The sequence below is a fragment of the Duganella violaceipulchra genome, assembly GCF_019166075.1.
Lineage (GTDB): Bacteria > Pseudomonadota > Gammaproteobacteria > Burkholderiales > Burkholderiaceae_D > Rugamonas > Rugamonas violaceipulchra.
This window is the reverse complement of sequence record NZ_JAHTGR010000016.1, coordinates 105,261-127,756: the sequence shown is the minus strand read 5'-3', so window position 1 is coordinate 127,756 and position 22,496 is coordinate 105,261. Positions and strand designations below refer to the sequence as shown.

Annotated in this window: 19 protein-coding genes; 4 read left to right on the top strand and 15 right to left on the bottom strand. The window is 64.5% G+C overall.

Features of this window, described 5'->3' with window-relative positions; genetic code table 11:
• Nucleotides 1–6: 6 nt before the first annotated feature.
• From KVP70_RS25760 to KVP70_RS25740, 5 genes are all read right to left on the bottom strand, one after another.
• Nucleotides 7–1,398, bottom strand: coding sequence for a multicopper oxidase family protein (locus KVP70_RS25760; protein WP_217945268.1), 1,392 nt, complete (start codon nucleotides 1,396–1,398; stop codon nucleotides 7–9).
• Nucleotides 1,395–2,753: a TolC family protein gene (locus KVP70_RS25755; RefSeq protein ID WP_217945267.1), complete on the bottom strand. Its 1,359-nt coding sequence runs from the start codon at nucleotides 2,751–2,753 to the stop codon at nucleotides 1,395–1,397. The genes KVP70_RS25760 and KVP70_RS25755 overlap by 4 nt, the downstream gene beginning before the upstream one ends.
• Before the next feature lie 53 nt (nucleotides 2,754–2,806).
• Nucleotides 2,807–3,154: a hypothetical protein gene (locus KVP70_RS25750; protein WP_217945266.1), complete on the bottom strand. Its 348-nt coding sequence runs from the start codon at nucleotides 3,152–3,154 to the stop codon at nucleotides 2,807–2,809.
• Nucleotides 3,155–3,237: 83 nt separating this feature from the next.
• Nucleotides 3,238–4,092, bottom strand: a complete 855-nt coding sequence (locus tag KVP70_RS25745; protein WP_229225090.1) for an endonuclease/exonuclease/phosphatase family protein — start codon at nucleotides 4,090–4,092, stop codon at nucleotides 3,238–3,240.
• Between the two features lie 136 nt (nucleotides 4,093–4,228).
• Nucleotides 4,229–5,152: a LysR family transcriptional regulator gene (locus KVP70_RS25740; protein ID WP_217945265.1), complete on the bottom strand. Its 924-nt coding sequence runs from the start codon at nucleotides 5,150–5,152 to the stop codon at nucleotides 4,229–4,231.
• A 76-nt stretch (nucleotides 5,153–5,228) separates the two neighbouring features.
• Between KVP70_RS25740 and KVP70_RS25735 the strand changes: the two genes are divergently transcribed.
• Nucleotides 5,229–5,702 (top strand): DUF8737 domain-containing protein, encoded by a 474-nt coding sequence (locus KVP70_RS25735; RefSeq protein ID WP_217945264.1) that lies wholly within the window; start codon nucleotides 5,229–5,231, stop codon nucleotides 5,700–5,702.
• Nucleotides 5,703–5,758: 56 nt separating this feature from the next.
• The gene (locus tag KVP70_RS25730; RefSeq protein WP_229225089.1) at nucleotides 5,759–7,960 is read left to right on the top strand and encodes a patatin-like phospholipase family protein; all 2,202 of its coding nucleotides are present in this window, start codon (nucleotides 5,759–5,761) and stop codon (nucleotides 7,958–7,960) included.
• Here KVP70_RS25730 and KVP70_RS25725 read toward each other — a convergent pair.
• The 4 genes from KVP70_RS25725 to KVP70_RS25710 are packed head-to-tail and all read right to left on the bottom strand — an operon-like array spanning nucleotide 7,954 to nucleotide 11,351.
• Entirely contained in the window at nucleotides 7,954–8,421 is a 468-nt protein-coding gene (locus tag KVP70_RS25725; protein ID WP_217945263.1) for a GNAT family N-acetyltransferase, read from the bottom strand. The genes KVP70_RS25730 and KVP70_RS25725 overlap by 7 nt on opposite strands.
• Nucleotides 8,422–8,429: 8 nt before the next feature.
• On the bottom strand, nucleotides 8,430–9,206 hold the full coding sequence (fabI, locus tag KVP70_RS25720) for an enoyl-ACP reductase FabI (protein ID WP_217945262.1): 777 nt from the start codon (nucleotides 9,204–9,206) through the stop codon (nucleotides 8,430–8,432).
• Nucleotides 9,203–10,396, bottom strand: a complete 1,194-nt coding sequence (locus KVP70_RS25715; RefSeq protein WP_217945261.1) for an acetate/propionate family kinase — start codon at nucleotides 10,394–10,396, stop codon at nucleotides 9,203–9,205. The genes fabI and KVP70_RS25715 overlap by 4 nt, the downstream gene beginning before the upstream one ends.
• Before the next feature lie 4 nt (nucleotides 10,397–10,400).
• Complete coding sequence (locus tag KVP70_RS25710) at nucleotides 10,401–11,351, bottom strand: phosphate acetyltransferase (protein WP_217945260.1); 951 nt, start codon at nucleotides 11,349–11,351, stop codon at nucleotides 10,401–10,403.
• A gap of 165 nt (nucleotides 11,352–11,516) precedes the next feature.
• Between KVP70_RS25710 and KVP70_RS25705 the strand changes: the two genes are divergently transcribed.
• Complete coding sequence (locus tag KVP70_RS25705; RefSeq protein ID WP_217945259.1) at nucleotides 11,517–14,408, top strand: DUF2135 domain-containing protein; 2,892 nt, start codon at nucleotides 11,517–11,519, stop codon at nucleotides 14,406–14,408.
• On the opposite strand, the gene KVP70_RS25700 is transcribed toward KVP70_RS25705, so the two are convergent.
• The 3 genes from KVP70_RS25700 to KVP70_RS25690 all read right to left on the bottom strand — a co-directional run bounded on the left by KVP70_RS25700 (nucleotide 14,401) and on the right by KVP70_RS25690 (nucleotide 17,730).
• Complete coding sequence (locus KVP70_RS25700) at nucleotides 14,401–15,177, bottom strand: hypothetical protein (protein WP_217945258.1); 777 nt, start codon at nucleotides 15,175–15,177, stop codon at nucleotides 14,401–14,403. The two genes, KVP70_RS25705 and KVP70_RS25700, sit on opposite strands and share 8 nt — an antisense overlap.
• On the bottom strand, nucleotides 15,174–15,758 hold the full coding sequence (locus KVP70_RS25695) for a sigma-70 family RNA polymerase sigma factor (RefSeq protein WP_229225088.1): 585 nt from the start codon (nucleotides 15,756–15,758) through the stop codon (nucleotides 15,174–15,176). Before KVP70_RS25695 ends, KVP70_RS25700 begins: the two co-directional genes overlap by 4 nt.
• 76 nt (nucleotides 15,759–15,834) lie before the next feature.
• On the bottom strand, nucleotides 15,835–17,730 hold the full coding sequence (locus tag KVP70_RS25690) for a serine hydrolase domain-containing protein (RefSeq protein ID WP_229225087.1): 1,896 nt from the start codon (nucleotides 17,728–17,730) through the stop codon (nucleotides 15,835–15,837).
• Nucleotides 17,731–18,132: 402 nt separating this feature from the next.
• Between KVP70_RS25690 and KVP70_RS25685 the strand changes: the two genes are divergently transcribed.
• Nucleotides 18,133–18,837, top strand: coding sequence for a hypothetical protein (locus tag KVP70_RS25685; protein WP_217945257.1), 705 nt, complete (start codon nucleotides 18,133–18,135; stop codon nucleotides 18,835–18,837).
• A gap of 17 nt (nucleotides 18,838–18,854) precedes the next feature.
• On the opposite strand, the gene KVP70_RS25680 is transcribed toward KVP70_RS25685, so the two are convergent.
• The 3 genes from KVP70_RS25680 to KVP70_RS25670 all read right to left on the bottom strand — a co-directional run bounded on the left by KVP70_RS25680 (nucleotide 18,855) and on the right by KVP70_RS25670 (nucleotide 22,340).
• Nucleotides 18,855–20,249 carry a DUF2799 domain-containing protein gene (locus KVP70_RS25680; RefSeq protein WP_217945256.1) on the bottom strand — a complete coding sequence of 465 codons (1,395 nt, stop codon included), beginning with the start codon at nucleotides 20,247–20,249 and terminating at the stop codon, nucleotides 18,855–18,857.
• Between the two features lie 61 nt (nucleotides 20,250–20,310).
• Nucleotides 20,311–21,687 carry a sensor histidine kinase gene (locus KVP70_RS25675; protein WP_217945255.1) on the bottom strand — a complete coding sequence of 459 codons (1,377 nt, stop codon included), beginning with the start codon at nucleotides 21,685–21,687 and terminating at the stop codon, nucleotides 20,311–20,313.
• Nucleotides 21,684–22,340, bottom strand: coding sequence for a response regulator transcription factor (locus tag KVP70_RS25670; protein WP_217945254.1), 657 nt, complete (start codon nucleotides 22,338–22,340; stop codon nucleotides 21,684–21,686). The genes KVP70_RS25675 and KVP70_RS25670 overlap by 4 nt, the downstream gene beginning before the upstream one ends.
• Between the last annotated feature and the right edge of the window lie 156 nt (nucleotides 22,341–22,496).

Genomic DNA, 22,496 nt, shown 5'->3' with positions numbered 1-22,496 from the left:
TTCTCCTTAATGTCCGCTATGGCCGCTCGGCTTGCGCACGGTCAGCTCTACGTCCGGTTGGTTCAATGCCGGCATGGACTGGCCGCCGGCGGTATATTTGCGTGCTGGTTCCGGCAAGGCGCCGGTCCACTCGTAGGCCTGCGTGCCCGGTGGGTGCTTGTACCAGCCGGGGTCCGTGTAGTCGCCGCGCTTCTGCTCCTTGCGCACTTTGACCACGGTGAACATGCCGCCCATGTCCACGCCGCCAAACGGGCCATCGCCCGACATCATCGGCAGCGTATTCTCCGGCAGCGGCATCTGCATGCCGCCCATCGCACCGCCCTTGTCGCCCATGGTCATGTAGTCCGGTACGATCTTGTTGATCTTTTCGGCGATGCCGCTGTGGTCCACCCCTATCATGGTCGGCACGTTGTGGCCCATGGCGTTCATGGTGTGGTGAGCCTTGTGGCAGTGGAAAGCCCAGTCGCCCGGATCGGTGGCAACGAACTCGATCGCCCGCATCTGGCCGACCGCGACATCGGTCGTCACTTCCGGCCAGCGCGAGGCCGACGGCGTCCAGCCGCCATCGGTGCCGGTGACGTGGAATTCGTGGCCGTGGATGTGAATCGGATGGTTGGTCATGGTCAGGTTGCCGACGCGGATGCGCACCTTGTCGCCCTGCCGCACCGGCATCGAGTCGATGCCGGGGAATACGCGGCTGTTGAATGTCCACAAGTTGAAGTCCAACATGGTGTTGGTCTTGGGCGTATAGCTGCCTGGGTCGATGTCGTAGGCGTTCAGCAGGAACACAAAGTCGCGGTCCACCGCGTACTGCGTATGGTCTTTCGGGTGCGTGACCCAGAAGCCCATCATCCCCATCGCCATCTGCGTCATCTCGTCGGCGTGCGGGTGGTACATAAAGGTGCCGGGCCGCCTGGCGACAAACTCATAGACAAAGGTCTTGCCTGGTTCGATGCCTGGCTGCGTCAGCCCGGTCACGCCGTCCATGCCGTTCGGCAGGCGTTGGCCGTGCCAGTGCACACTGGTGTCCTCCGGCAGCTTGTTGGTGACGAACACGCGCACCCGGTCGCCCTCCACCACTTCGATGGTCGGGCCGGGCGACTGTCCGTTGTAGCCCCACAGGTTGGCCTTCATGCCGGGCGCCATCTCGCGCACCACCGGCTCGGCGATCAGGTGGAACTCCTTGACGCCGTTATTCATCCGCCACGGCAGCGACCAGCCGTTCAGCGTCACCACCGGGTTGAACGGGCGGCCGTTGGACGGCAGCGGCGGCACGTGGGTGTTCGCGTTATCCATCGTCATCGCTTCCGGCAGCGTCGCCGCGCCGGCCTTGCTGATGGCGGCCGCGCTGACTGCGATGGCGCCTGCGCCTTTGAAGAAGTCTCTACGTGAGGTCATGGGTTCATCCTTGTTTCATTGGCACTGCCGCCGTTGACGGCTGCTTGCAGGCGGGTCTCGGCGATCCAGAAATCGCGCTGGGTATCGATGGCGGTGTTGACGCTGTTGAGCTGCTCGCGCGAGTCGGCCAACAGTTCGAACACGCTGGCCAGCATGCCGTTGTAGCGCAGCAGGACCTCGTCGGAGATTTTTTTACGCAGCGGCACCACCTCGTCACGGTAGTTGCGCGCGATCTCGTAGTTTGTGCGGTAAGACGAATACGCCTCGCGCACTTCGGAGCGGGCGCGCACCGCCGTATCGGCTGCGCGGTGCACGGACTGCATGTACTGCGCCTGCGCACGCGCCACCTTGGCGCTGCCCCAGTCGAAAATCGGCAGTTCAAACGTGACCTGGTAGCCGTTTTCACGCGGCAGGCCGGTGCTGCTCTTGTTGGCGTAGCCGGCGTCGAACACGTTGATGAAGCCGGTGGCCTTGGTCAGGCCGAGGGCGTCGGCCGTGGCTTCGGTATCGCGGCGCGCGGCCAGCATATCCAACCGTTGGGACAATGCCTGGGCTTCGGCGTTGTTTATCTCGCGCGGTTGTGGCGGCAGATCGGGCAAACGGTCCGGCAGCACGAAACTCTGCTGCTCTCCCGACAAGCCCAAAAGCCGTATCAATTGTTCGCGCGAGGCCACCGCTTCGTGGCGGCTGCGGGCCAGCTGCGTCAACGCATCCTGGTAGAAGGCACGCTCGCGGGCATGATCCAGCTTGCTCCAGTTGCCGGCCTTGGACATTTTTTCCGCCAGCTCGGACGACGCTTCGGCGGCGCCGCGTACCTGGTCCGCAAACGCGGCCGATTGCGCGGCCGCCACGGCCATGAAGTAGGCGCGCCGAGTGTCGCTTGCCAGCTGGACGGCCTGGGCGGCGGCGCGCAGCTTGGCCTGTTCGAAGCGCCGCTGTTCGATGCGCGAGCGAGCCGGCAGCGTCAACAGGCCGGCAATGTCGAACATCACGCTGCGATCGATTTCGGTCTCGCTGCCGCCGCGTATGCGGCCGAAACCCAGGCTTGGGTTGCGCATGCGGCCCGCCTGGACCAACTCGGACTCGGATACGCCCAGCTCCGCAAAGGAAGCCTTGAGCGCAGGACTGTTGAGCAGTGCGATCTGCACGGCGTTTTCCGGGGACAGCGTTTGCGCCAGCAGCGTGCTTACCTGCTGGTCATTATTGGTGTCGCGGGAGAAGCCGGCTGGCTGGCCGATGCGCTCCTGTGTCAGCCGCGCGACGTCATTCAGCCCGCCGTCATTGGACAGGCTGGCGCACCCCGTCAGCAGAACGAACGAAAGTCCTGCGGGCAGCAGTATAGGGAAGTGTTTCATAGGATTCCTGGAAAATTACGGATACGCGGGACCAGCCCGCGGCGTCGGCAAGTTCAGGACAGGCGCGGCGGACGTTCGAGCGTGGCCGGTATATAGGCTGTCATCGCCGGCTCGGCCGCGCTGACGCCGGCGCCGGAAAACGATGCGGGCAGCACCAGGGACGGCACGACGGGCGGCGCCGAAGCGCCCACGCAGCTGGCGCAATGACTGCACTTGCCATGCGCGCCGGACGCCTGCAGTTCCGGTTTCGCCGGCGCGCAGTGCTCCGCCCTCGCCGCCGGCTCGCTGGCCACCTGCATCGGCGCTGGCAAGGCGGCGCACGGAATCAAGACGACAGCCATCCCCTGCAGCGGCAAGGCTGCAATCAAAATCCAGAGCAGGAAACGGATGAATGGGCGCATAAGTGGGCTGAATGGTACCGCAGTCTCTCCACGAGAGGCAACTGTGCGTACCTTACACCTTCCCACTGCGGTAAGGTCAAGTCCTATTTCAGGATCAGGCGGGCGACCACCGGGTGATGGTCGGAAGGATAGCGTCTGTCCAGCGAGTCGCTCAACACCGCATATTTTTGCACGTCGAAATGGCGGTCTACAAAGATGTAGTCGATCCGCTCCGTCATCGCCGCGTCCAGGTGGAAGTCGTTGAAGGTGCCAACGGGGCCATATGGCGGCGCCGCACTGACCCGGAAAGCGTCGCGCATGGCCGTGGCCATGGTCTGTATCTGCACCGTTTCCGGCGTCGAGTTGAAGTCGCCGACACAAATAGCCGGTGCGCCGCGGGTGATCTCGGCCAATTTGCGCAGCACCAGGTCGGCCGAAGCGCGTCTGGCCTGTTCGCCCTGGTGGTCGAAATGGACGGAAAAGACGAAGAACGAGCGGCCGTTGCTCCGGTCACGCAGGCGCGCCCACGACGCCAGCCGGTGGCAGCAGGTGGCGTCCCAGCCGAACGAGGGGCGATCCGGCGTTTCGCTCAACCAGAAGTCGCCCTTGCCCTGCAACGCGAAACGGCTCTTGCGAAAATAGATCGCTGAATGTTCGCCGGCGCTCTTGCCGTCGTCACGGCCAACGCCGACATGGTCGAATTCCTCCATTTGGGCCAGGTCGGCGATTTGATCGGCCAAACCTTCCTGGGTGCCGAAGATATCGAACTCGTGGTAGCGGATCAGCGACTTGACCATCTCCTTGCGGGCCGGCCAGACGTTGGCGCCGTCGCCGGCATTGTTGTAGCGCAGGTTGTAGGTTGCGACATTGATCGGCGCCGCCATCACAGGCGCGCAGGCGATGGCGACCAGCATGGCAAACGCGGACACACGTGCGCGCAGCGAAAACATCATTCTCATGTCGATCGGCTCCAGCGATATAACGGTTAAGGGGAAAACACGCGGCGGACAATTTAACCACGGCCAGAGGTCGGCGGCGCGACAATGCCTGAGCGGCGCCCCAGTTTAACCGGTCCATACTAAACAGACGCACTCGTCAAGCGAAAGTCGTAGCGGCAAACCCCTTTAGGTGTTCGATGAAGGCGCGCAGTTTCGGCATCACCTGCGCGCGGCTGGGAAAATAGAGGAATAGGCCAGCGGACATCGCCGCATGCCCGGCCAGCACCTCTTCCAGGCGCCCCGCCGCGAGCTGCGCGCGCGCGACCGGCTCGGGCAACTGGGCCAGGCCAACCCCGCCGAGCGCCGCGTCCAGCATGCCGGGAATATCGTTGACGATCAACGGCCCCGAAACCGCGAGTTCCAGCGGCTCGGCCGGCCCGCGCAGGCGCCAGGGTGCGATGGCGCCGTCCGAGCGCCGCAGCCGGATGCAGGCGTGTTGCGCCAGTTCGGCGGGCACGCCAGGACGCTTGCAGTGCGCGAAGTAGCCGGGACTGCCAACGATGATGAGATGCAGCGGAGGCGTCAGGCGCACCGCGACCATGTCGGCGGCGATGTACTCCCCCATGCGTATCCCGGCATCGAATCCGCCCGCGACCAGGTCGGCCAGCTCCGCGCTGGCGACCACTTCGACCACCACCTCGGGATAGGCGGCGCTAAACGACGCCAGCACCGGCTGGAGGATGAGCGAAACCACGGCCGGCGGCACCGCCAGCCGCAGCAGGCCGGACGGCTTCGCGCCCAGCTCGCGCGCCGCGCCGCCTGCCGCGACAATCTCGTCGAACGCGGGCCGCGCCTGTTCAAGGAAGCGCTGACCCGCTTCCGTCAGCGCCACGCGGCGGGTGGTCCGCGTGAACAACGCGACACCCAGACGCGCTTCAAGTGCGCGGATGGCCTGGCTGATGGCGGAAGGCGTCACACCGAGGTCGATCGCCGCCTGCCGAAAACTGCGGCGCTCGGCCACCCGGATGAAGGCTTCCACGCCGTCCAGCGTTCCCCGTGGAATTGTGTAGTCCTGCTTCATGGTGTATGCAGCGTATATCGGTTTATCACCCGCCGCAAGCCCGCTAGAATTCAGGCGTATTGAAACGGAGGCTGCGATGGATACAAGAATTGTCTTTGGAATTGGTGTCGCGTTCGGACTGCTCGCCTGGTCCGTGTTCGGCGTGCTTTACCTGTGGCCGCAGCTGCGGCAGCGCTCCGCCGCCGATGCGCTGCGGCCCTTGCTGGTCATGCACGCGTTTCGCTTCATCGGCATGTCGTTCCTGGTGCCGGGCGTGGTCTCGCCCGATCTGCCGTTGAGGTTTGCCCAAAGCGCCGCCTGGGGCGACCTGCTGGCGGCGCTGCTTGCCCTGTTGGCCCTGGCGTCACTACGCAGCCGGGCGGGATATGCGTTTGCCTGGGTCTTCAATCTGTGGGGTAGCCTGGACCTGTTCAACGCCTTTTACCAAGCCGCCGCTTCCGGCCTGGCGCCGGGCCAGTTCGGGGCAGCGTATTTTCTCCCCACTTTCCTGGTGCCGCTGCTGCTGGTGTCCCACCTGCTGATCTTCCGCATTTTGGTGATCAAGCGATGAAGCTGGGATTTCGGCGTAACGTTGTCGGGAAAACACCGCTGTGCTAGAGTCCACGCATGCGCAAATTCCCTGCATTGCTGCTCTCCTGCCTGGGCTTCACCTGCTTCCGGCCCGCCCACGCCGAATCCGGCGCGCCGGCCATCACGGCGCGCCCCAAGGTGGCGGTGGTGCTGTCCGGCGGTGGCGCGCGCGGCGGCGCCCACATCGGCGTGCTGAAGGTGCTGGAGGAGCTGCATGTGCCGGTCGATATGATCGTCGGCACCAGCGCCGGCGCCATCGTCGGCGCGGCCTATGCCAGCGGCATGCCGCTGGCCGACATCGAGCGCGAGATGCAGACGCTCAGCACCGCCAACCTTTTCCATGACGTCGCCCGGGGCGACCTGTCGATCGCCCGCAAGAGCGACGACGCCGGCACTTATGTCGGGCCGGAGATCGGCATCGGGTCGCACGGCCTGTCGCTGCCCAAGGGGGCGGTGTCCGGGGTGGCGCTGGAGGGGCTGCTGCGGCGCTTGACGGCGCGCCAGGGCGATCCCGATTTCAACCGGCTGCCGATCCGCTTCCGCGCCATCGCCACTGACGTCAGCAACGGCGAGATGGTGGTGCTGGAACACGGCAACCTGGCGCAGGCGGTACGGGCCAGCATGGCCATCCCCGCCGTCATCAGCCCGGTGGAAATCGACGGCCGGCTGCTGGTCGATGGCGGCGTCGCGCGCAACCTGCCGGTCGATGTGGCGCGGCAAATGGGGGCGGAGGTCATCATCGCCATCAATATCGGCACGCCGCTGCTCAAGCGCGAGGAAATCAAGTCGGTGCTGTCGATGTCCGAACAGATGATGCGCATGCTCAGCGCCAGCAACCTGCGCGCCTCGCTGACCGAACTCGATCCCCAGGTCGACGTGCTGATTACGCCCAACCTGGCCAGCGTCGATGCCGGCAGCTTCGATCTGCTGAAGGAGGCGGAAGACTACGGCGAACAGGCGGGCCGCGAGGCCGCCGCCAAGCTGCGGCGCTACGCCGTGTCGCCGGACGACTACACGGTGCTGAGCGCGCGCCGCCACGGGGCACGGGCGCCGCAGGGCGTGCTGCTGTCGGCGGTACGCATCGACGGCACGCAGCGGGTGCCGGAGGAATCCCTGCGCGGCACCATGGAAACCAAGGCCGGCGACCTGTTCGACGCCGCCAGGGCGGAACGCGACATGCGCCGCCTGTACGGGCGCGGCGACTTCGAGCATGTCAGCTACGCGCTCACACCGCAGCAGGACGGCCGCCATGAGATGACCACCACCGTCAACGAAAAATCCTGGGGCCCGCAGTACCTGCGACTGGGACTGGGCGTGTCGACCGACTTCGAGGGCGACTCCTTCTTCACCCTGCGCGCCATGCATCGCTGGACCTGGCTCAACGCATTGGGCGCGGAGTGGCGCAACGATCTCGAGATCGGCCACACGGACCGCCTCAGCACCGAATGGCTGCAACCCCTGACGCCGGCGCAGCGCCTGTTCGCCAGCGCTTACCTGTCCGGCGAGCGCACGCCGCTGGACATCTATTCCAAAGGCGAACGGCTGGCGCGCTACCGCAACGAATCGATCACCGCGGGGCTGGATCTCGGCGTGCCGCTGGCGGAATGGGGCGAGGCGCGCATCGGCGTTGCGCGCGGCCATGTCAACCTGCTGGCCGACACCAGCTTCGTGCCGCCGTCGGAGCTGTTCCCGCGCGCGCGCACCGGCGGCGTGCAGATGCGCCTGCGCGCCGACACGCTGGACAACAGCGCCTTCCCGCGCTCCGGCGTCAAGGCCGACTTGCAAATCTATTCGTCGCGCACGGCCCAGGGCGCGGATACCAACTACAACAAGGCCTCCTTCTCTACATTGACGGCGGCGGCCACCGGCCCCCATTCCATCCAGGCGCGCTCGAAGTGCAGCACAAGCTTGGGGCGAACGAACTGCCGGATCACGAGATCGTTTCGTTCGGCGGTTTCCTGCGGATGTCCGGCCTGCGCACTGGCGAATTGCTGGGCAATAGCCTGCACTTCGGCCGCCTGGTCTACAACTACCGCCTTTCGGCGCCGGGTTTGCTGGACGGCGCCTACCTCGGCGCGTCGGCGGAACTTGGACGGGTCGGCAGCACCATCGACTCGACCAACGGCGAGCAGACGGTGCGCAGCAACGCGCTGTACATCGCCATCGATACGCCTTTGGGACCGCTGTATTTCGGCGCCGGCCGCGCCTCGCGCAACCAGACGGCCTTGTATCTACTGATCGGCAAACCCTGACGGGATGATCTCGGCGATCATCTCGCCTTCCTCATCGATACCGCATTCGTGGAATCCGAAGCTGCGATAGAACTCGCGCGCCACCGCATTATCCGGCTTGTAGTAGATGATGATGCGCTGGACATCCGGCTTCGCGCGCAGCTCCGCCAGCAGCAGCGCCATCGCCTTGCGGCCGATGCCCTTGCCTTGCAGCGGATAGTCGACCATGAAGCGGTAGATGCCATACAGGCCGGGGACATCGTCCGCGCGGCAGTCGTATAGCAGGAAGCCGGCCGGTTCGCCGTCGCAGTAAATCCCGTGGGTGAAGAAGTCGGGATAGAACTTGGACTGCGCGATCGAATAGGCATTGCTGTCCAGGTAATCGCGCTGGTGCTCCGGCAGTTCCATATCCATGAAACTCTCGAAATTGTCTTCATCGATGTCTTGCAGTGTGACGTGAGCTGCCATTGAGATCCTCAAGCGATGATATTCAGGCCGCCATCGACATACACCGTGCTGCCAGTCAGGCGATGCGCATATTGCGATGCCAGGTAGGCGCAGGTGTTGCCGACATCGAGGATATCGACCAGTTGCCCCAACGGCGCCCGCGCCGCAGCGTCGCGCAGCAGCAGCTCGAAGTCCTTCAGGCCGGAGGCGGCCCGGGTTTGCAGCGGTCCCGGCGAGATCGCGTGTACGCGGATGCCGTGGGGACCCAGCTCATAGGCCAGATAGCGGCAGCACGCTTCCAGCGCCGCTTTCACCGGACCCATGACGTTGTAATTCGGGACGACCTTCTCGGCGCCGTGGTAGCTCATGGCGAACATGCTGCCGCCATCCGTCATCAACGGCACGGCCAGCTTGGCCATGCGCACGAAGGAGTGGCAGGACACATCCATCGCCTGCAAAAAACCTTCGAGCGAACAGTCCAGCAGTCCGCCTTGCAGATCGGCCTTGGGCGCGAAGGCGATCGAGTGCACCAGGATATCGAGCTTGCCCTGCCCCTCCAGCTTCGCAAACAACGCTTCCATCTCGCCTGGCTTCGTCACGTCCAGCGGCAGCAGCTGCGCGTCGATTTCCGCAGCCAGCGGCGCCACGTACGGCAGCGCCTTTTCGTTCAGATAAGTGAGCACGACTTCCGCGCCCAACTTGCGGAACGCCAGCGCACAGCCCCAGGCGATCGAATGTTCGTTGGCCACGCCCACCACCAGCGCGCGTTTTCCGGTCAAAATCGGATAAATCGTTTCCGTGTTCATGCATGCTCCAGTAAGGTCAGCGTGTGACGGGCTATCATCAATTCCTCGTTGGCGGGCACCACCCAGACCGCCACTTTGCTGTCGGCGGCGCCGATGCGCGCCACGCCGCGCGGATTGGCCGCATTGGCGGTGGCGTCCAGCTTCACGCCCAGCCAGGCGGCGTCGCGACAAACGGCGGCGCGCAAGGCGACGCTGTTTTCGCCTATGCCACCGGAGAACACCAGCGCATCGAGGCCGCCCAAGGCCGCAACCAGCGAACCAAGTTCGCGGCCGATGCGATAGACCATCAAATCGATCGCCGCCCTGGCGCGCGGATCGTCGCTCTGCTCCAGCGTGCGCATGTCCGACGAAATCCCGGAGACACCGAGCAGGCCCGATTCCTGGTACAGCATTTTCTGCACGGCGCCGACATCCATGCCCAGTTCGTCGATCAGATAGAGCACCACGCCGGGATCGAGCGCTCCGCAACGCGTGCCCATCGGCAGGCCGTCCACGGCGGTGAAACCCATCGAGCTGGCGACGCTGCGTCCCGCCGCCATCGCGCACATGCTGGCGCCGTTGCCCAGATGCGCAGCCACCACCTTGGCGCCGGACAGCGACGGATCGGCGTCCGGCAGGCGGCTGGCGATGTATTCGTATGAAAGTCCGTGGAATCCGTAGCGCCGCACGCCCTGCTCCGTGATCCGCGAAGGCAGCGCGAAAGCCTGCGCTGGCGCCGGCTGCTCAACGTGGAAGGCGGTGTCGAAACAGCCGATCTGCGGCACGTCCGGCGCCATCGCCATCACGGCGCGCACCGGCGCCAGGTTGTGCGGCAGGTGCAGTGGCGCCAGCGGTATCAGCTTCTCCAACGCTGCCAGCACTTCAGGATTCAGGCGCTGCGGCCCGCTGTAGGCCACGCCGCCATGCACTATGCGATGGCCGACCGCCACCACCCGATGGCCTTCGAGGTGGGTCTGCGAGAAGTCGATCAGGAAGCGCATGCCGGCTTCGTGGTCCAGCGGAGCGTCCGGCCAGCTGCGCTCTCCGATGGATTTGCCGTGCGCGTCCTGGGCGCTGAAGCGCGTGACGCCGCTGTGCAGGTTCTCGATCTTGCCCTTGAAGGTCAACGCCAACGCGGCGCCGCTGAACAGCGAGAACTTGATGCTCGACGAGCCGGCGTTGATGACGACGATGCTATCGTTGGGGGCCATCGCGTCAGTCTCCCAGGATGCGGGCGCCAGCCAGCTTGCTGTGTGCCACCAGCACCGCCACCGCGCAGGAGGCGAGGCGCGCTGTCACCGAATCGGCGCGGCTGGTCAGGATGATCGGCACGCGGGCGCCGAGCACAATGCCGGCCGCCGCGGCGCCGGCCATGAAGGTCAGGCTCTTGGCCAGCATGTTCCCTGCTTCCAGATCCGGCGCCACCAGGATATTCGCCTTGCCGGCGACCGGCGACACCAGCTGCTTGATGGCCGCCGCCTCCGGATCGATGGCGTTGTCCATCGCCAACGGACCATCGAGGATGCCGCCGGTGATCTGGCCACGGTCCGCCATTTTGCACAGCGCGGCCGCATCGATGGTCGACGGCATCTTGGCGCTGACCGTTTCGACCGCCGCCAGGATAGCCACTTTGACCGGATCGAACTTCAGCACGTGGGCCAGGTCGATGGCGTTCTGGATGATGTCGACCTTGTCGTCCAGCGTGGGGTTGATGTTGACGGCGGCGTCGGTGATGATCAGCGGCTCGCTGCGGCCCGGCACGTCCATCACGAAGCAGTGGCTCAGACGGCGGCCGGTGCGCAGGCCGGTGTCGCCGGCGACCACGGCGCCCATCAACTCGTCGGTGTGCAGACTGCCCTTCATCAGCACAGCGGCCTTGCCTTCGCGGATCAGCTCCACCGCGCGGAACGCCGAGGCGTGGCTATGTTCAGTGTCGATCAAGGGGAGCGCGGAGATATCCAGTCCAGCTTCGGCGGCGGCCTTGCGGATGCGCGCTTGCGGGCCGACCAGTATCGGGCTGACTAAACCCATGCGGGCGGCGTCCAGCGCCGCCTCCAGCGCGTGGCGGTCACATGGGTGCGCGACGGCGACCGTCACGGGGCCGACTTTGCGCGCCGCAGCGATCAGGATGTCGTAATTCGGGTGAGGCGTATTCGGGGCATTCATTTGCTCTCCTCGGCAGTAAGCCAGCGAAATGATAGCAATAACTGCAAATAAAGCAATTGAAAATTGCTGCGCTGCCGCATGGATTTTTTTCGGATGGTTTAACCCCGTTTGCGCCGCTGCGCCGTTTCATGTTGGACGCCGGGCTTTTCCGGTGAAGGAGACGTCATGTTACGCCCATTGCTAGTCGTGTTTTTTATGGCGGTATCGACGATGGCCCGCGCCATCGCGCCGATACCGCCCATCATGCCGCCCCGCCTGGTGGTGCCGCGCGCGCAAACGCCGGTGCGCCTGCAATGCCTGCACATCAACGCAGAGATCAGCGGCGGCCTGGCGCAGACCACTGTGGAGATGGTGTTCTACAATCCCAATGCGGTTCAACTGGAAGGCGAACTGCAATTCCCGCTGCTGCCCGGACAACGGGTAACGGCTTTCGCGCTGGATATCGACGGCGCGCTGCGGCCGGCCGTGCCGGTCGAGAAGGCCAAAGGCCGCATGATCTTTGAGGAGGTCGAGCGCCGCCGCATCGATCCGGCGCTGCTCGAGGTCACGCAGGGGAACAACTTCAAACTGCGCGTCTATCCGATACCACCGGGCGGCACCCGTACCGTGCAGCTGAAGTACGCCGAATCACTGGCGCGCAATGAAGGCCAGCGCCTGTATCGCCTGCCTCTGGCCTACGGCGAGGCCATCGCCGAATTTGATCTAGCACTAACCGTGCATGGCGCGACCTCCCCGCCGCAGCCTCGCGGTGCGCTCGGCGGCATGCAGTTCGAACGACAGCAGGACGGCTATCGCGCCCGCGTGGCCAAAAGCGCCTACCGCGCCGACGGCACGCTGGAACTGGCGCTGGCCGCCTCCGCGCAGCCGCAAACGTTTGTGCAGGAATTTGACGGCGATACCTACTTCCTCAGCGAGATCGCCGTCGGCGGCGACAGCGCACCACAGGTACGCATGTCGCCCGCCGTACTGGGACTGTTGTGGGACAGCTCCGGCTCGGGCGCACAGCGCCAAACCGACGCCGAACTGGCCGTACTCGATCACTACTTCAAGGCCGTGCCCAATGTGGAGGTGCGCCTGATCCGCCTGCGCGACCGCGCCGAAGCCAGCCAGCGCTTCCGCATCGTCAACGGCAATTGGAGCGCCTTGCGGACGGCACTGGCGGCCACCGCCTACGACGGCGCCAGTGCGCTCGGCGCGTGGAAACCGGAAGCGGACATCAACGAATACCTGCTGGTCAGCGACGGGCTGTCCAACTACGGCGATGCGCCCTTCCCCACACTGGCCAAGGCCCAGCGCTTGTACGCCTTGAATTCGGCGCTGGTGTCGGACAGCGGACGCCTGGCTGCGCTGGCGGAGCGCAACGGTGGCCGTCTGGTGCAGCTGCAAGCGAACCAGCCGGAGCAAGCCGCGCAGGCGCTGTTGGCCGATACACTGCGATTGAGCGACATCGCCGCAAACGGCGCCAAGGATATTTCGGTGGAATCGCATGAACCGCAAGACGGCGTGCTGCGCATCGCAGGACGACTGATGCAGCCCTCGGCGGAACTGACGCTCACCTTGACGCAGCAAGGCAAGAGCCGCACGGTGACCTTGCCGGTGAATGCCGGTGCGCCATATCATCCGCTGGCCGCCGGCATGTGGGCCGGCTACCGCCTGCAGGCGCTGGAGGCGGACTACGAGTTGAAACGCGGTGAAATCCGTCGCCTCGGCCAACGCTTCGGCATACCCACGCGCGAGACCTCGCTGCTGGTGCTGGACCGTTTGGAAGACTACGTCCGCTACGACATCGAACCACCGGCGGCCTACAAGGAGGCCTACGCACAGCTCAGGCAGAACCGCCTGGAATCGCAGCGGCGCATCACCATTCAGCACACCGACCAGATTGTGCGCGAGTTCGAACAAAAGGTCGCCTGGTGGGAAAAGAGCTATCCGAAATCCGGTTTACCAAAACAGAGCGACTTCAAGGCGACCGGTGAAGTGTCGGCCGATGCTGCGCCAGAGTCGATCCGGGCCGCGCGCTCGGCGTACGCACCGCCTGCGCCTGCACCTATGCCGCTGGCGGCGCCCGCGTTAAGCTATGGACGAACGGACGCGCAACGCGCGGAAACCACCGCCAAGCCAAAGGCGGTCCCGGTCGGCGAAGCAAACACCGCCAGCATCCAGCTCAAGAAGTGGTCACCCAACGAGCCGTATCGCGCACGCATGAAATCCGCCAAGGCGGCCGACCTGTATGCAATCTACCTGGACGAGAAGCCGAACTACACCAACAGCAGCGCCTTCTTCCTCGACAGCGCCGACATGCTGATCGAACAAGGCCAGCGCGACCTGGCGCTGCGCGTGCTCTCGAACCTGGCCGAGATGAACCTGGAAAACCGCCAGGTCTTGCGCATCCTCGGCTACCGCCTGCTGCAGGCCGGTGAACCGGCGCTGGCGATCCCGGTCTTCCAGCAGGTGCTGCGGCTGGCCGAGGAAGAACCGCAATCGTATCGCGACCTCGGACTAGCCTACGCCGCCGCAGGCCAGGTGCAGCCAGCGGTCGACCAGCTTGCGGAGGTGCTCAATCGCCCGTGGGATGGCCGCTTCGCCGAAATCGAACTGGTGACGCTGGCGGAGCTCAACGCCATCGTCGCCAAGGCTACTGTCAAGCCAGATACCAGCCGCATCGATCGACGCCTGCTGCGCAACCTGCCGCTGGCCTTGCGGGCAGTGCTGACCTGGGACGCCGACAACACCGACATCGATTTATGGGTCACCGATCCGAATGGGGAGAAATGCTACTACGCCAACCGCTATACCTACCAGGGCGGCCGCATGTCGCGCGACTTCACCGGCGGCTACGGGCCGGAGGAATTCTCCTTACGGGTGGCCAAGCCGGGCAAGTACCGGGTGGAGGTCAATTCGTTCGGGCACCGGCAGCAGATCGTGGCGGGCGCCACCACCGTGCAGCTGCGTCTCAGCACCGGCTTCGGCACGCCGAAGCAGCGCGACCAGATGGTGACGCTGCGCCTGCGCGACACCGGCAGCACGGTACTGGTGGGGGAATTCGAGGTTAATTGATCGCGTCGAGCTGCTGCCGTAGTTCAGGCGGCACCTCGGCATCCGGATAGCGCATGCGGAACTTCAACCATTCCGCCTGCGCCTCTTTCGTTTGGCCGGCCTTCAGCATGTCCGTCATGCGCGCCAGCCAGGCCGGCGCAGACAAGGGCTCCGCCGCTGGCGCGCTCCGCATCGACACCGGCGCCGCAGCGGAATAGCCCAGCACCGTCTGAAGTGGTTTGGATGGTGGCGGCGCTGCCATTGCGCTATCCGCGATGGCGATATCGGCGACGGGGGCCGGCTGCATCACAGGCCTAACGACTGACCGCTTCACCTGCGCCAGCTTCGGCGCGGGCGGCGGTGGCGCAGATACGGTAGCGGAAGGCGCTTGCTCCTCCGGACTCGCGACTGCTATTTTTGCATCCTCCGGTGCAGCCTCCTGCGAGACCACCGCGCGTTCAACCTCCGGTCCGAACGCCTCCGGCATCAAACCGCGCACCACAAACAAGGCCAGCACCATGCTGGCGGCAAGGCCGAGTGGAACCCGAGCCCGCCGCAGATAATGGCGCGCCGGCGGTGCGGCAGGCGCAGCATCATGCGGCGCGTCGTTGGCCGACGCACCCGGCACGGCAGCAGCGCCCAGATCCGAGGCCGCCCGCGCCAGGATGGCGGCGGACAAAGCCTCCGGCACCTGCGGCTGCGGCAACTCCCGCAACTGACGCGCCAGATCCCCCTCGCCTTTGAGGAAGTCTTTAAACTCCGCGTCTTCAGTGTGATCATGTGGATTCATGCTCTCGCCTCTTCGGCCGCCGGCGCCAACTCCTGCCGCAATTTGCGCATCGCGTAACGCAGGCGGCTCTTTACGGTCTCCACCGGCGCCGCCACCAGTTCCGCGATTTCTTCCAGGCTCATGCCGTTGAACTGCTGTAGCACCAGCGCCTCGCGCTGGTCCACCGGCAGCAACCGTATCATCGCATGCAAACGGCTGGTCTGCTGCTTGCGTTCCAATTGGCCGTCGGGCGCGGGACTGTCCTGTGCGGCGTCGGCCACGTGATCGAACCAGTCGTCCTCGCCGCCGTCGCTGGCGAGCAGCACGCGCTCGTTCAAGCGTATCAGGTCGATCAGGCGGTTGCGGGCGATCTGAAAAAGATAGGTGCGGAAGCTGGCGCCCGGCTCGTAGCGCGCGCGGGCCTGGTGCAGATTGGCCCAGCTGTCCTGCATGATGTCGTTGACCCACTCCCGGCGCGGCGATCGCCATGCCAAAAACAGGTACAAACCCTGGCTGTGCCGCCGATACAGTTCCGCGAACGCCGCCAGATCGCCATCGCGATAGCTGAGCATCAGGACTTCATCGGATCGTGGCGCGGACATGGCGCAATGATAACGCAAGCGTCAGGCCACGAAAGTCGGCGTATTGTTACCAAATATTGCTGGTCCCGAAAGCCCGTTACATCGTCCAGGTGCGCATGCCGATCCAACCGATCGACCACGCATAAGCGGCGATGACCAGTATCCCCGCCGATGTGAGCCCGGCATGCCAACGCACCAGCCGGCTGGCATGCCTGGTCCTCACCGCATGCCACACGCCCGCCGCCGCCAGCAGCGGGAAGGTCACGCTGCACAACAAAATCGGCAGTGAAAGCAGGCTCGGCGCGGCGAGCATTGCCATGGTCCCTATGCCTCCGGATATGCCGATCAAGGGCAAGATGAAGGTGCCGCACAAGCTGCCAAAGGCCAGCAGCGGCATGACCCGCACCTTCCAGCCGCCCTTCGCCTGCAGGGTCTTGCGATACGCGGCTACGCCCCAGACAGGCAAAGCCAACAGGCCGAACACGCCGCCAAGCAGAGCCAGCGCAGCCACTACGGCATAACTGGCGATGCGCCACGTGGCTTCACGCTTGCGGTCGCCCAGACCGCCCGACAGCAGGTAGGTCTCTCCGTCTTGCACGGCGAAGGCCAGGCTGGCCGCTTCCCGGTCGGCGCGGCGGAAGGTGTGTTTGCCGGTCGGCAGATAAGGCTTGCCACCGATACGCAGGCCACCATCGACCAGGGTAACCCGCGACATGCCCAAGACTTCCGCATAGGGGCGCATCAGGTTCTTGGCCGGCGTTACATTGCGATAAAAGCCGGTCAGCGCCGCGAGTTCCCCTTGCTCGACGGCGAACAAGGGCGCTGGAGATGGCGCCTGCTTGCGGCTCAGGTAAGCCTGGATCAGGCCGGTCACAGGCGTCCGGAAATCGACGCCTTCGCCGCCATTGGCCAGCACCACATAGCCACTGCCTTGCGCAGCCGAATAGCCGTAGACGGAGGTAAAGGAATCGATCTCGCCGTTGTGCCCACGAAAGCCCTGCCCGGCCTCGCTCAGCGGGAAGTTGCCCAGGCCGTAGCCTTCGCCCAGCCCGGCTCGCGCGGCCAGCGAGGACTCGCCATGCTCGATGCGCGCGACTGCCTGCGGCGACAGAATCCGCTGTCCATCGACCGTGCCCCTGCCCACAAAGAACAGAACCAGGCGCGCTAACTCCCGCACACTGGTGGCCAACGATCCGGACGGCGGCATGATGATGTGCTGGTATGGCGTGGGCGCACCATCGGGCGCGTAGCTCTTGGCTAGCCTGGACGCCAGTTCGGGTGTCAGCGTGAAATCGGCGCTCGCCATGCCCATCGGCCGCAGCACGTGCTCACGCTCGTAGGCGGCGAAGTCCTGTCCCGCGACTTTTTCCAGCACATAGCCAGCCACCGCCGGGCCTGCATTCGTATAGACGGCGAACTGACCTGGCCGCCAGCGACTGACGTACTCCGGACTGGCGAACTCGACCCCGCGCCGTACCGACCAGCCGGGTCCGTTCTGCAGCTCGACGCGCGCACTGATGTCTGACCAGCCCGTTGTATGTTCGAGCAAGTGAACGAGCCGCACCGGGTCGCTTTGTTCCCATGGATTGTTGAAGCTGATTTCGGGCGTCAGGTCGGCCAGACGCGCGTCCAGTTTCAGTTTGCCGTTTTCGACCAGCTGCATGATGGCGATGCTGGTGAAGCTCTTGGAAATCGAGGCGGCGCGGAAAATCGTATCGGGCGTGACCTGTACGCCGCCGGCCTTGTCCGCCACGCCATAGCCCTTGAGCAGGACAACCTTGCCGTCCTCCACCACGGCGAGTGCCGCGCCCGGAATGCCGCGCTGCGCAAACATTTTCGCCAAGCGCTGGTCCAGCTCTTGCAGCGAGGATGGCGCGGGTTCTGCGGCGATGGCCGCCGTCGAGCTGGCCATCGCCAACAACAGCGCGCCGAGCAAACGGCAGGGTTTTGCACGGATAGTGCTGGGCAGGCCGTGATCTGGCGACGATGGCATCGGTGCTCCATTGATTTAGTGTAGTGTACTAGTGAAGTAGCACAGTATCGCAATCATAGAGCATCTTGGTTGAAATGCAAGCCAATTTTTAAGGTTCGTCGCAGATTGCCGGGATGAACTTATTCCCGCGCCATTGGCATGCTCAGGGCGGGTCCCGTTTTTTCGACTTTTACTAAAACGCGATAACCACTACTACCCAATGCTAACCACCGATATTTCGTGCGGGTTTGCGATATTTTCGGAACTAAACGCTGCTAAGTGGCTCTAACGAATATAGGTGGTAGAAATTAGTACCGCTTAGCGTTCGGCGAGGAAATTTTAGTAAGTGTTAGCGCACTGTAGTACTGGTCAGTAGTGGTTAGCAGCGCTTAGTAAGAACCGATTTTAGGGAGCCCCCCCACCATGTCCACGTATAGCCTCCATTTCCCGATCCGCGTGCCCGACGATGTGCTGGTCGAATTGGGCAAATTCACAGGTACTTTCTGGTCGGATTCCTTTGCCCAGGAGCCCTTCGTTATCGAGGCAATTCGCAACTATATCAACCCCGCGCCGCCGGCCCCGCAGCAGCCCGTTGAGGCGACCGAGGCGGGATACCAATGGAAGCAGGTTTTCCTTCCCGAGGGGACAAGGCTGCGCGCCAGCTTCGGCCGCCAGCCCTATTTCGCCACAGTAGTGGGGGCGGAAATCAAGTACGACGGGCACGCAGTATCGCCGTCTTGTTTTGCGAACCTCTACGGCAGCGGCAACCGCAATGCCTGGAAAGCCGTCTGGCTGCGCCTTCCCGGCAGTAACGAGTGGCTGCTGGCCGACGTCTGCCGCTCGGCGCGCAAAGCGGCGATAGCGCGTTTGCACGGGGATGGCGTGCAGGCAGACGGCCAGCGTTCACCGGCGCCAGAACGGCCATCGCACGACGTGGCAGGTATTGAGCGCGTCAGCATCCCACAGCGGTCGACGGTTCGCCAAACCGGGCCACGCCCAAGCGAAAGCCGCCCATCTAACGATCCGGCTGCGCCGCAAGACAATGGCACTCAACATAGGTCCGGCTCCGGACGAAGCGCCCGCCGCAGGAAGCGCCGTGCGGCGAAACAAATTCCCGGAAATCCGTGAAGTACCATTTTTAAGCCTTAGTAGATTTCGCGGCGCAGACGCTGCATTTGCTGTTCGTGACGTTCCACCCAGCGGCGGGCGTCGTCCAGCTGCCGCTCCAGTTGCCGGATATAGTCGATCAGATCGCGCCGCTCCTGCTCGCGGCGTGCGTCCTGTTTCCGTGTATCGTCGTTGACCACGCGGTCCTTGGCCTCCAGGTTCGAGCGGATCTCGCGCAGCAGCCGATCCAGTCGACGGTGCGCGTCATTCAGGCGTCCCGATATCTCGTTGGCGTCGTCAACCGCCTGGCGATGCTTGGCCGCGGCCACTTCATAATCCTGCCCGCTGACATAGGCGTGCTTTAGCTGGTTGCGCAATTCGACGCGGCAAACGTCGACCGCCATGCCGCTGTTGGTGCGGCCACGCTCGAAGGCATTCTCCGGCAAGCAGTATTTGGCGTTCTGCGCATCCCATGCGGCCGTGTACAGTTCGCGGGTCGCCGCGATAACGAACACGCCATTGCGGCCGGCATTGGCAATGCGGTCGTCCAGCATGAAGGGCTTGCCGTAGCCGTCGTCGGCGCCGGCCTGGCGCCAATAGTCGGTCAGGCGCGCTTCCCAAGCCTGGCGGTACTCGGATTCGAAAATCTTCAAGCCCTTGGCGCGAGCCTCCTTGCTGCGCGCGGCGAAGTCCGTGCCGCTAACTGCATCTTGCGTGCCGAGATTGCGCCAGTAGTTGACGATCTCCCCGTTCCAGGCGGCGCGGTAGGCTTCTTCCTGCACCTGCACGCCGGCGCTGCGGGCCTTGGCAGCACGGTCGCGGAAGGCGCTGTCCGGCGTGCCGTTGCGCGCGTCGGTGTAGCCGGCGTCCTGCCAGAAGGTGCGGTTGCCGATCTGCCAGCCATCGGTGTAGGCGGCTTCGTCGAAGCGCAGCTGCATGCCGGCGGCATTTGCGCGGGCTGCGTCCCTCTGGGTCGACAAGGGCTGACCGTCGGTGCCAGAGCGTTTGCCCAGCCCTTTCCAGTAATCGGAATTTCCGATCGTCCAACCGGCATCGTAGGCGGGACGGTTCAAAGGTGTCTTGTGTTTGCGGACCTCGTCGCTGGCGACGTGCGCGTCATATTGCGGCTGGAGTCCCTTGCCGCCATCCTGCTGGCCTAGCTGCGACCACAGGTCCCAGTTACCCTGCGCCCAACCGGCGATGTACTGCGCCTCGGCGCCGATGGCGGCGGGCTTCTTGTCATCGGCGTGATCGTCGCAGAAATCCTTGCGCTCGACGTAGTCGGACGGCTCGCCCGACACACCGTCCTTATGCCCGATGGCGGCCCAGTCGCCGACTTTGCAATCGGCGATGCGCTGCATGGTGGATTGGCAGCCGGCCAGCAGCAGCGGCACGGCGAGGAACAGCGGTCGAAAACGGGTCAGATAGTTCATGGCGGCTTTTGAGAGTTTCAGCGGCCCGATTATATGGCATAAATAACAAAGAAAATATACGTCACTCCCTTACATCGGCAAAGCTTACCGCGACCAGCAATCCCGGCCCATCCTTGCGATTGGCCAGCTGGATGCGCCCCTGGTTACGCGCGGCGGCGCGTTCCGCGATGGCCAGGCCCAAACCGCTGCCCGCCTGGTCCTGGTCCGGCAGACGGAAGAAACGTTCGAATACTTTGCGCTGCATTTCCGGCTCGATGCCCGGCCCCTGGTCGGCGACCGAGAGGACAATGCGGCCATCCGCCTGGACCACGGCCACCGTCACGCGGCCGCCTTCCGGCGAATATTTGACCGCGTTGCTGACCAGGTTATCGATCAGGGACGCCATGCTTTCAAGGTGCATAGCCAGTATGCAGCGCTCCGGCGCTTGCAATTCAATTTCGACATGGCGCGTCGCGGCGATCTGCCCGGCCAGCGCCAGCCGGTCCGCCACCAGTTCTACCAAGTCGCGCGGCACCAGGCTGGCGTGGTCCCGATCGCCGCCCGAGCGGGCCAACGCCAGCAACTGGTGCACCGTGTGTGTGGCGCGCTGCACGCCTGTACGCAAGCCCTGCCCCGCTTCCTCCAACCGCTGTGCGGTGCGTGTCGTGGTCAGTGTATCGGCGTTGATCTGGATGATGGACAGCGGCGTCTTGAGCTCGTGCGCCGCATCGACCAGGAATTCCCGCTCACGCTCCAGCCTTTCGGTCAGCCGCTCCATCAGGCGATTGACCGATCCGACCAGCGGCGACAACTCCAGGTACGGCGATGGCGCCAACGGCGACAGGTCGGTGGCCGAGCGTTCCTCGATTTCGCCGACGATGGACTTCAACGGCCGCAGCCCAACGCGAATGATGAACCACGCCGGCAGCAGCAGGAACGGTACGCTGAACAGCAGCGGCGCGAAATAGTAGCCGATGCTGGACACCTGCAGCATCCACTCGCCGATCACCTCCGTTGCCATGCGCACGGTGACGCCGGTGGCGGGATCATCTTCGACCGACACCACCCAGCCTTCCTTGAGCGGCTGCGCATGCGGACCGGCGGCGGCATCGGTGGGCGGCAGGCCCGCGTCCGGCGAGGCGTAGACCAGCTGCCCATGCCGCCACACCTGCGTTTGCAGCGCCGGGATGTACCAGCCCAGCTCCGTGTAGAGCGCGTAGTGCAGCTGCTCCATCTTGCGCACCAGCGGCTTGACCTGCTCCGGCGGACGCTCGCCCACGGTTTGCATCAGCACGATGATGCGCAAGGCGCTGGCGCGCAGTTCGCGTTGCATGTCGCGCCGTTTGCTGGTGCGGGTTTCATAGACGTCCAACGCCAAATTCGCCAGCCAGATCAGCATCATCACCGAGATGAAGCCAAACAGCAGGCGCTTGAACAGCGAACGATTGTGCATCGTCATTTGTCGACCACGTAGCCTACGCCGCGCACGGTGCGGATATAGCCCTCGCCGATTTTCTGCCGCAGGTGCGACATGTGGACATCGAGCGCCGCGCCCTCGCTGTGCGGCAGCGCGCGCGATTCCAGCTCGCGCCGGGTCAGCACGCGGTCCGGGTAGCGCATCAGCGCGTGCAGCAGCGCGAATTCGGTTTTCGACAGGATGACGTTGGCGCCGGCGCGAGTCAGCAGCATGCGCTTATCATCCAGCACCAGGTCCTTGACCTTCCACACCGGCTCACCGGATTCACTCCAGCCGGTGGCGCGCCGCATCACCGCGCGCAGCCGCGCCAGCAGTTCCGTGACGACGAATGGCTTGACCAGGTAATCGTCGGCGCCGCGATCCAGGCCATTCAAACGGTCTTCCAGGCTGTCGCGCGCGGTGATGACCAGGATGGGCAGCGTGTGGCCGGCCGAGCGCAGTTCGCGCAGCACGTCGATGCCGTTCCCGTCCGGCAGCCCAAGGTCCAGCAGCACGGCGTCGAACGGCTCGTTCTCCACCCAATGACGGGCGTCGCTGGCGCGGCGCACCCAGATCACTTCCTGTCCCGCATCCTGCAAGGCCGCTTGCAGGGCCTTGCCCAATTCCAGGTCGTCTTCGACCAGGCAAATCTTCATATGTGCCACCTTATTCGTGAAGCCCGTATCTACGCATCTTCCTGCCGAACTGTCAATCGTCTGCGCGCCACAACGTTAGGCAAACCTTAAGGTTCCTTTTGGATGGCGTTAAGGAAGACTGGGGACAATCTGCCCACACTAAAAACCAGGGAGACC

Coding starts and splice junctions, on each gene's coding strand:
- KVP70_RS25760 (WP_217945268.1), bottom strand. CDS start 1,398: ATGACCTCACGTAGAGACTTCTTCAAAGGCGCAGGCGCCATCGCAGTC.
- KVP70_RS25755 (WP_217945267.1), bottom strand. CDS start 2,753: ATGAAACACTTCCCTATACTGCTGCCCGCAGGACTTTCGTTCGTTCTG.
- KVP70_RS25750 (WP_217945266.1), bottom strand. CDS start 3,154: ATGCGCCCATTCATCCGTTTCCTGCTCTGGATTTTGATTGCAGCCTTG.
- KVP70_RS25745 (WP_229225090.1), bottom strand. CDS start 4,092: ATGAGAATGATGTTTTCGCTGCGCGCACGTGTGTCCGCGTTTGCCATG.
- KVP70_RS25740 (WP_217945265.1), bottom strand. CDS start 5,152: ATGAAGCAGGACTACACAATTCCACGGGGAACGCTGGACGGCGTGGAA.
- KVP70_RS25735 (WP_217945264.1), top strand. CDS start 5,229: ATGGATACAAGAATTGTCTTTGGAATTGGTGTCGCGTTCGGACTGCTC.
- KVP70_RS25730 (WP_229225089.1), top strand. CDS start 5,759: ATGCGCAAATTCCCTGCATTGCTGCTCTCCTGCCTGGGCTTCACCTGC.
- KVP70_RS25725 (WP_217945263.1), bottom strand. CDS start 8,421: ATGGCAGCTCACGTCACACTGCAAGACATCGATGAAGACAATTTCGAG.
- fabI (WP_217945262.1), bottom strand. CDS start 9,206: ATGAACACGGAAACGATTTATCCGATTTTGACCGGAAAACGCGCGCTG.
- KVP70_RS25715 (WP_217945261.1), bottom strand. CDS start 10,396: ATGGCCCCCAACGATAGCATCGTCGTCATCAACGCCGGCTCGTCGAGC.
- KVP70_RS25710 (WP_217945260.1), bottom strand. CDS start 11,351: ATGAATGCCCCGAATACGCCTCACCCGAATTACGACATCCTGATCGCT.
- KVP70_RS25705 (WP_217945259.1), top strand. CDS start 11,517: ATGTTACGCCCATTGCTAGTCGTGTTTTTTATGGCGGTATCGACGATG.
- KVP70_RS25700 (WP_217945258.1), bottom strand. CDS start 15,177: ATGAATCCACATGATCACACTGAAGACGCGGAGTTTAAAGACTTCCTC.
- KVP70_RS25695 (WP_229225088.1), bottom strand. CDS start 15,758: ATGTCCGCGCCACGATCCGATGAAGTCCTGATGCTCAGCTATCGCGAT.
- KVP70_RS25690 (WP_229225087.1), bottom strand. CDS start 17,730: ATGCCATCGTCGCCAGATCACGGCCTGCCCAGCACTATCCGTGCAAAA.
- KVP70_RS25685 (WP_217945257.1), top strand. CDS start 18,133: ATGTCCACGTATAGCCTCCATTTCCCGATCCGCGTGCCCGACGATGTG.
- KVP70_RS25680 (WP_217945256.1), bottom strand. CDS start 20,249: ATGAACTATCTGACCCGTTTTCGACCGCTGTTCCTCGCCGTGCCGCTG.
- KVP70_RS25675 (WP_217945255.1), bottom strand. CDS start 21,687: ATGACGATGCACAATCGTTCGCTGTTCAAGCGCCTGCTGTTTGGCTTC.
- KVP70_RS25670 (WP_217945254.1), bottom strand. CDS start 22,340: ATGAAGATTTGCCTGGTCGAAGACGACCTGGAATTGGGCAAGGCCCTG.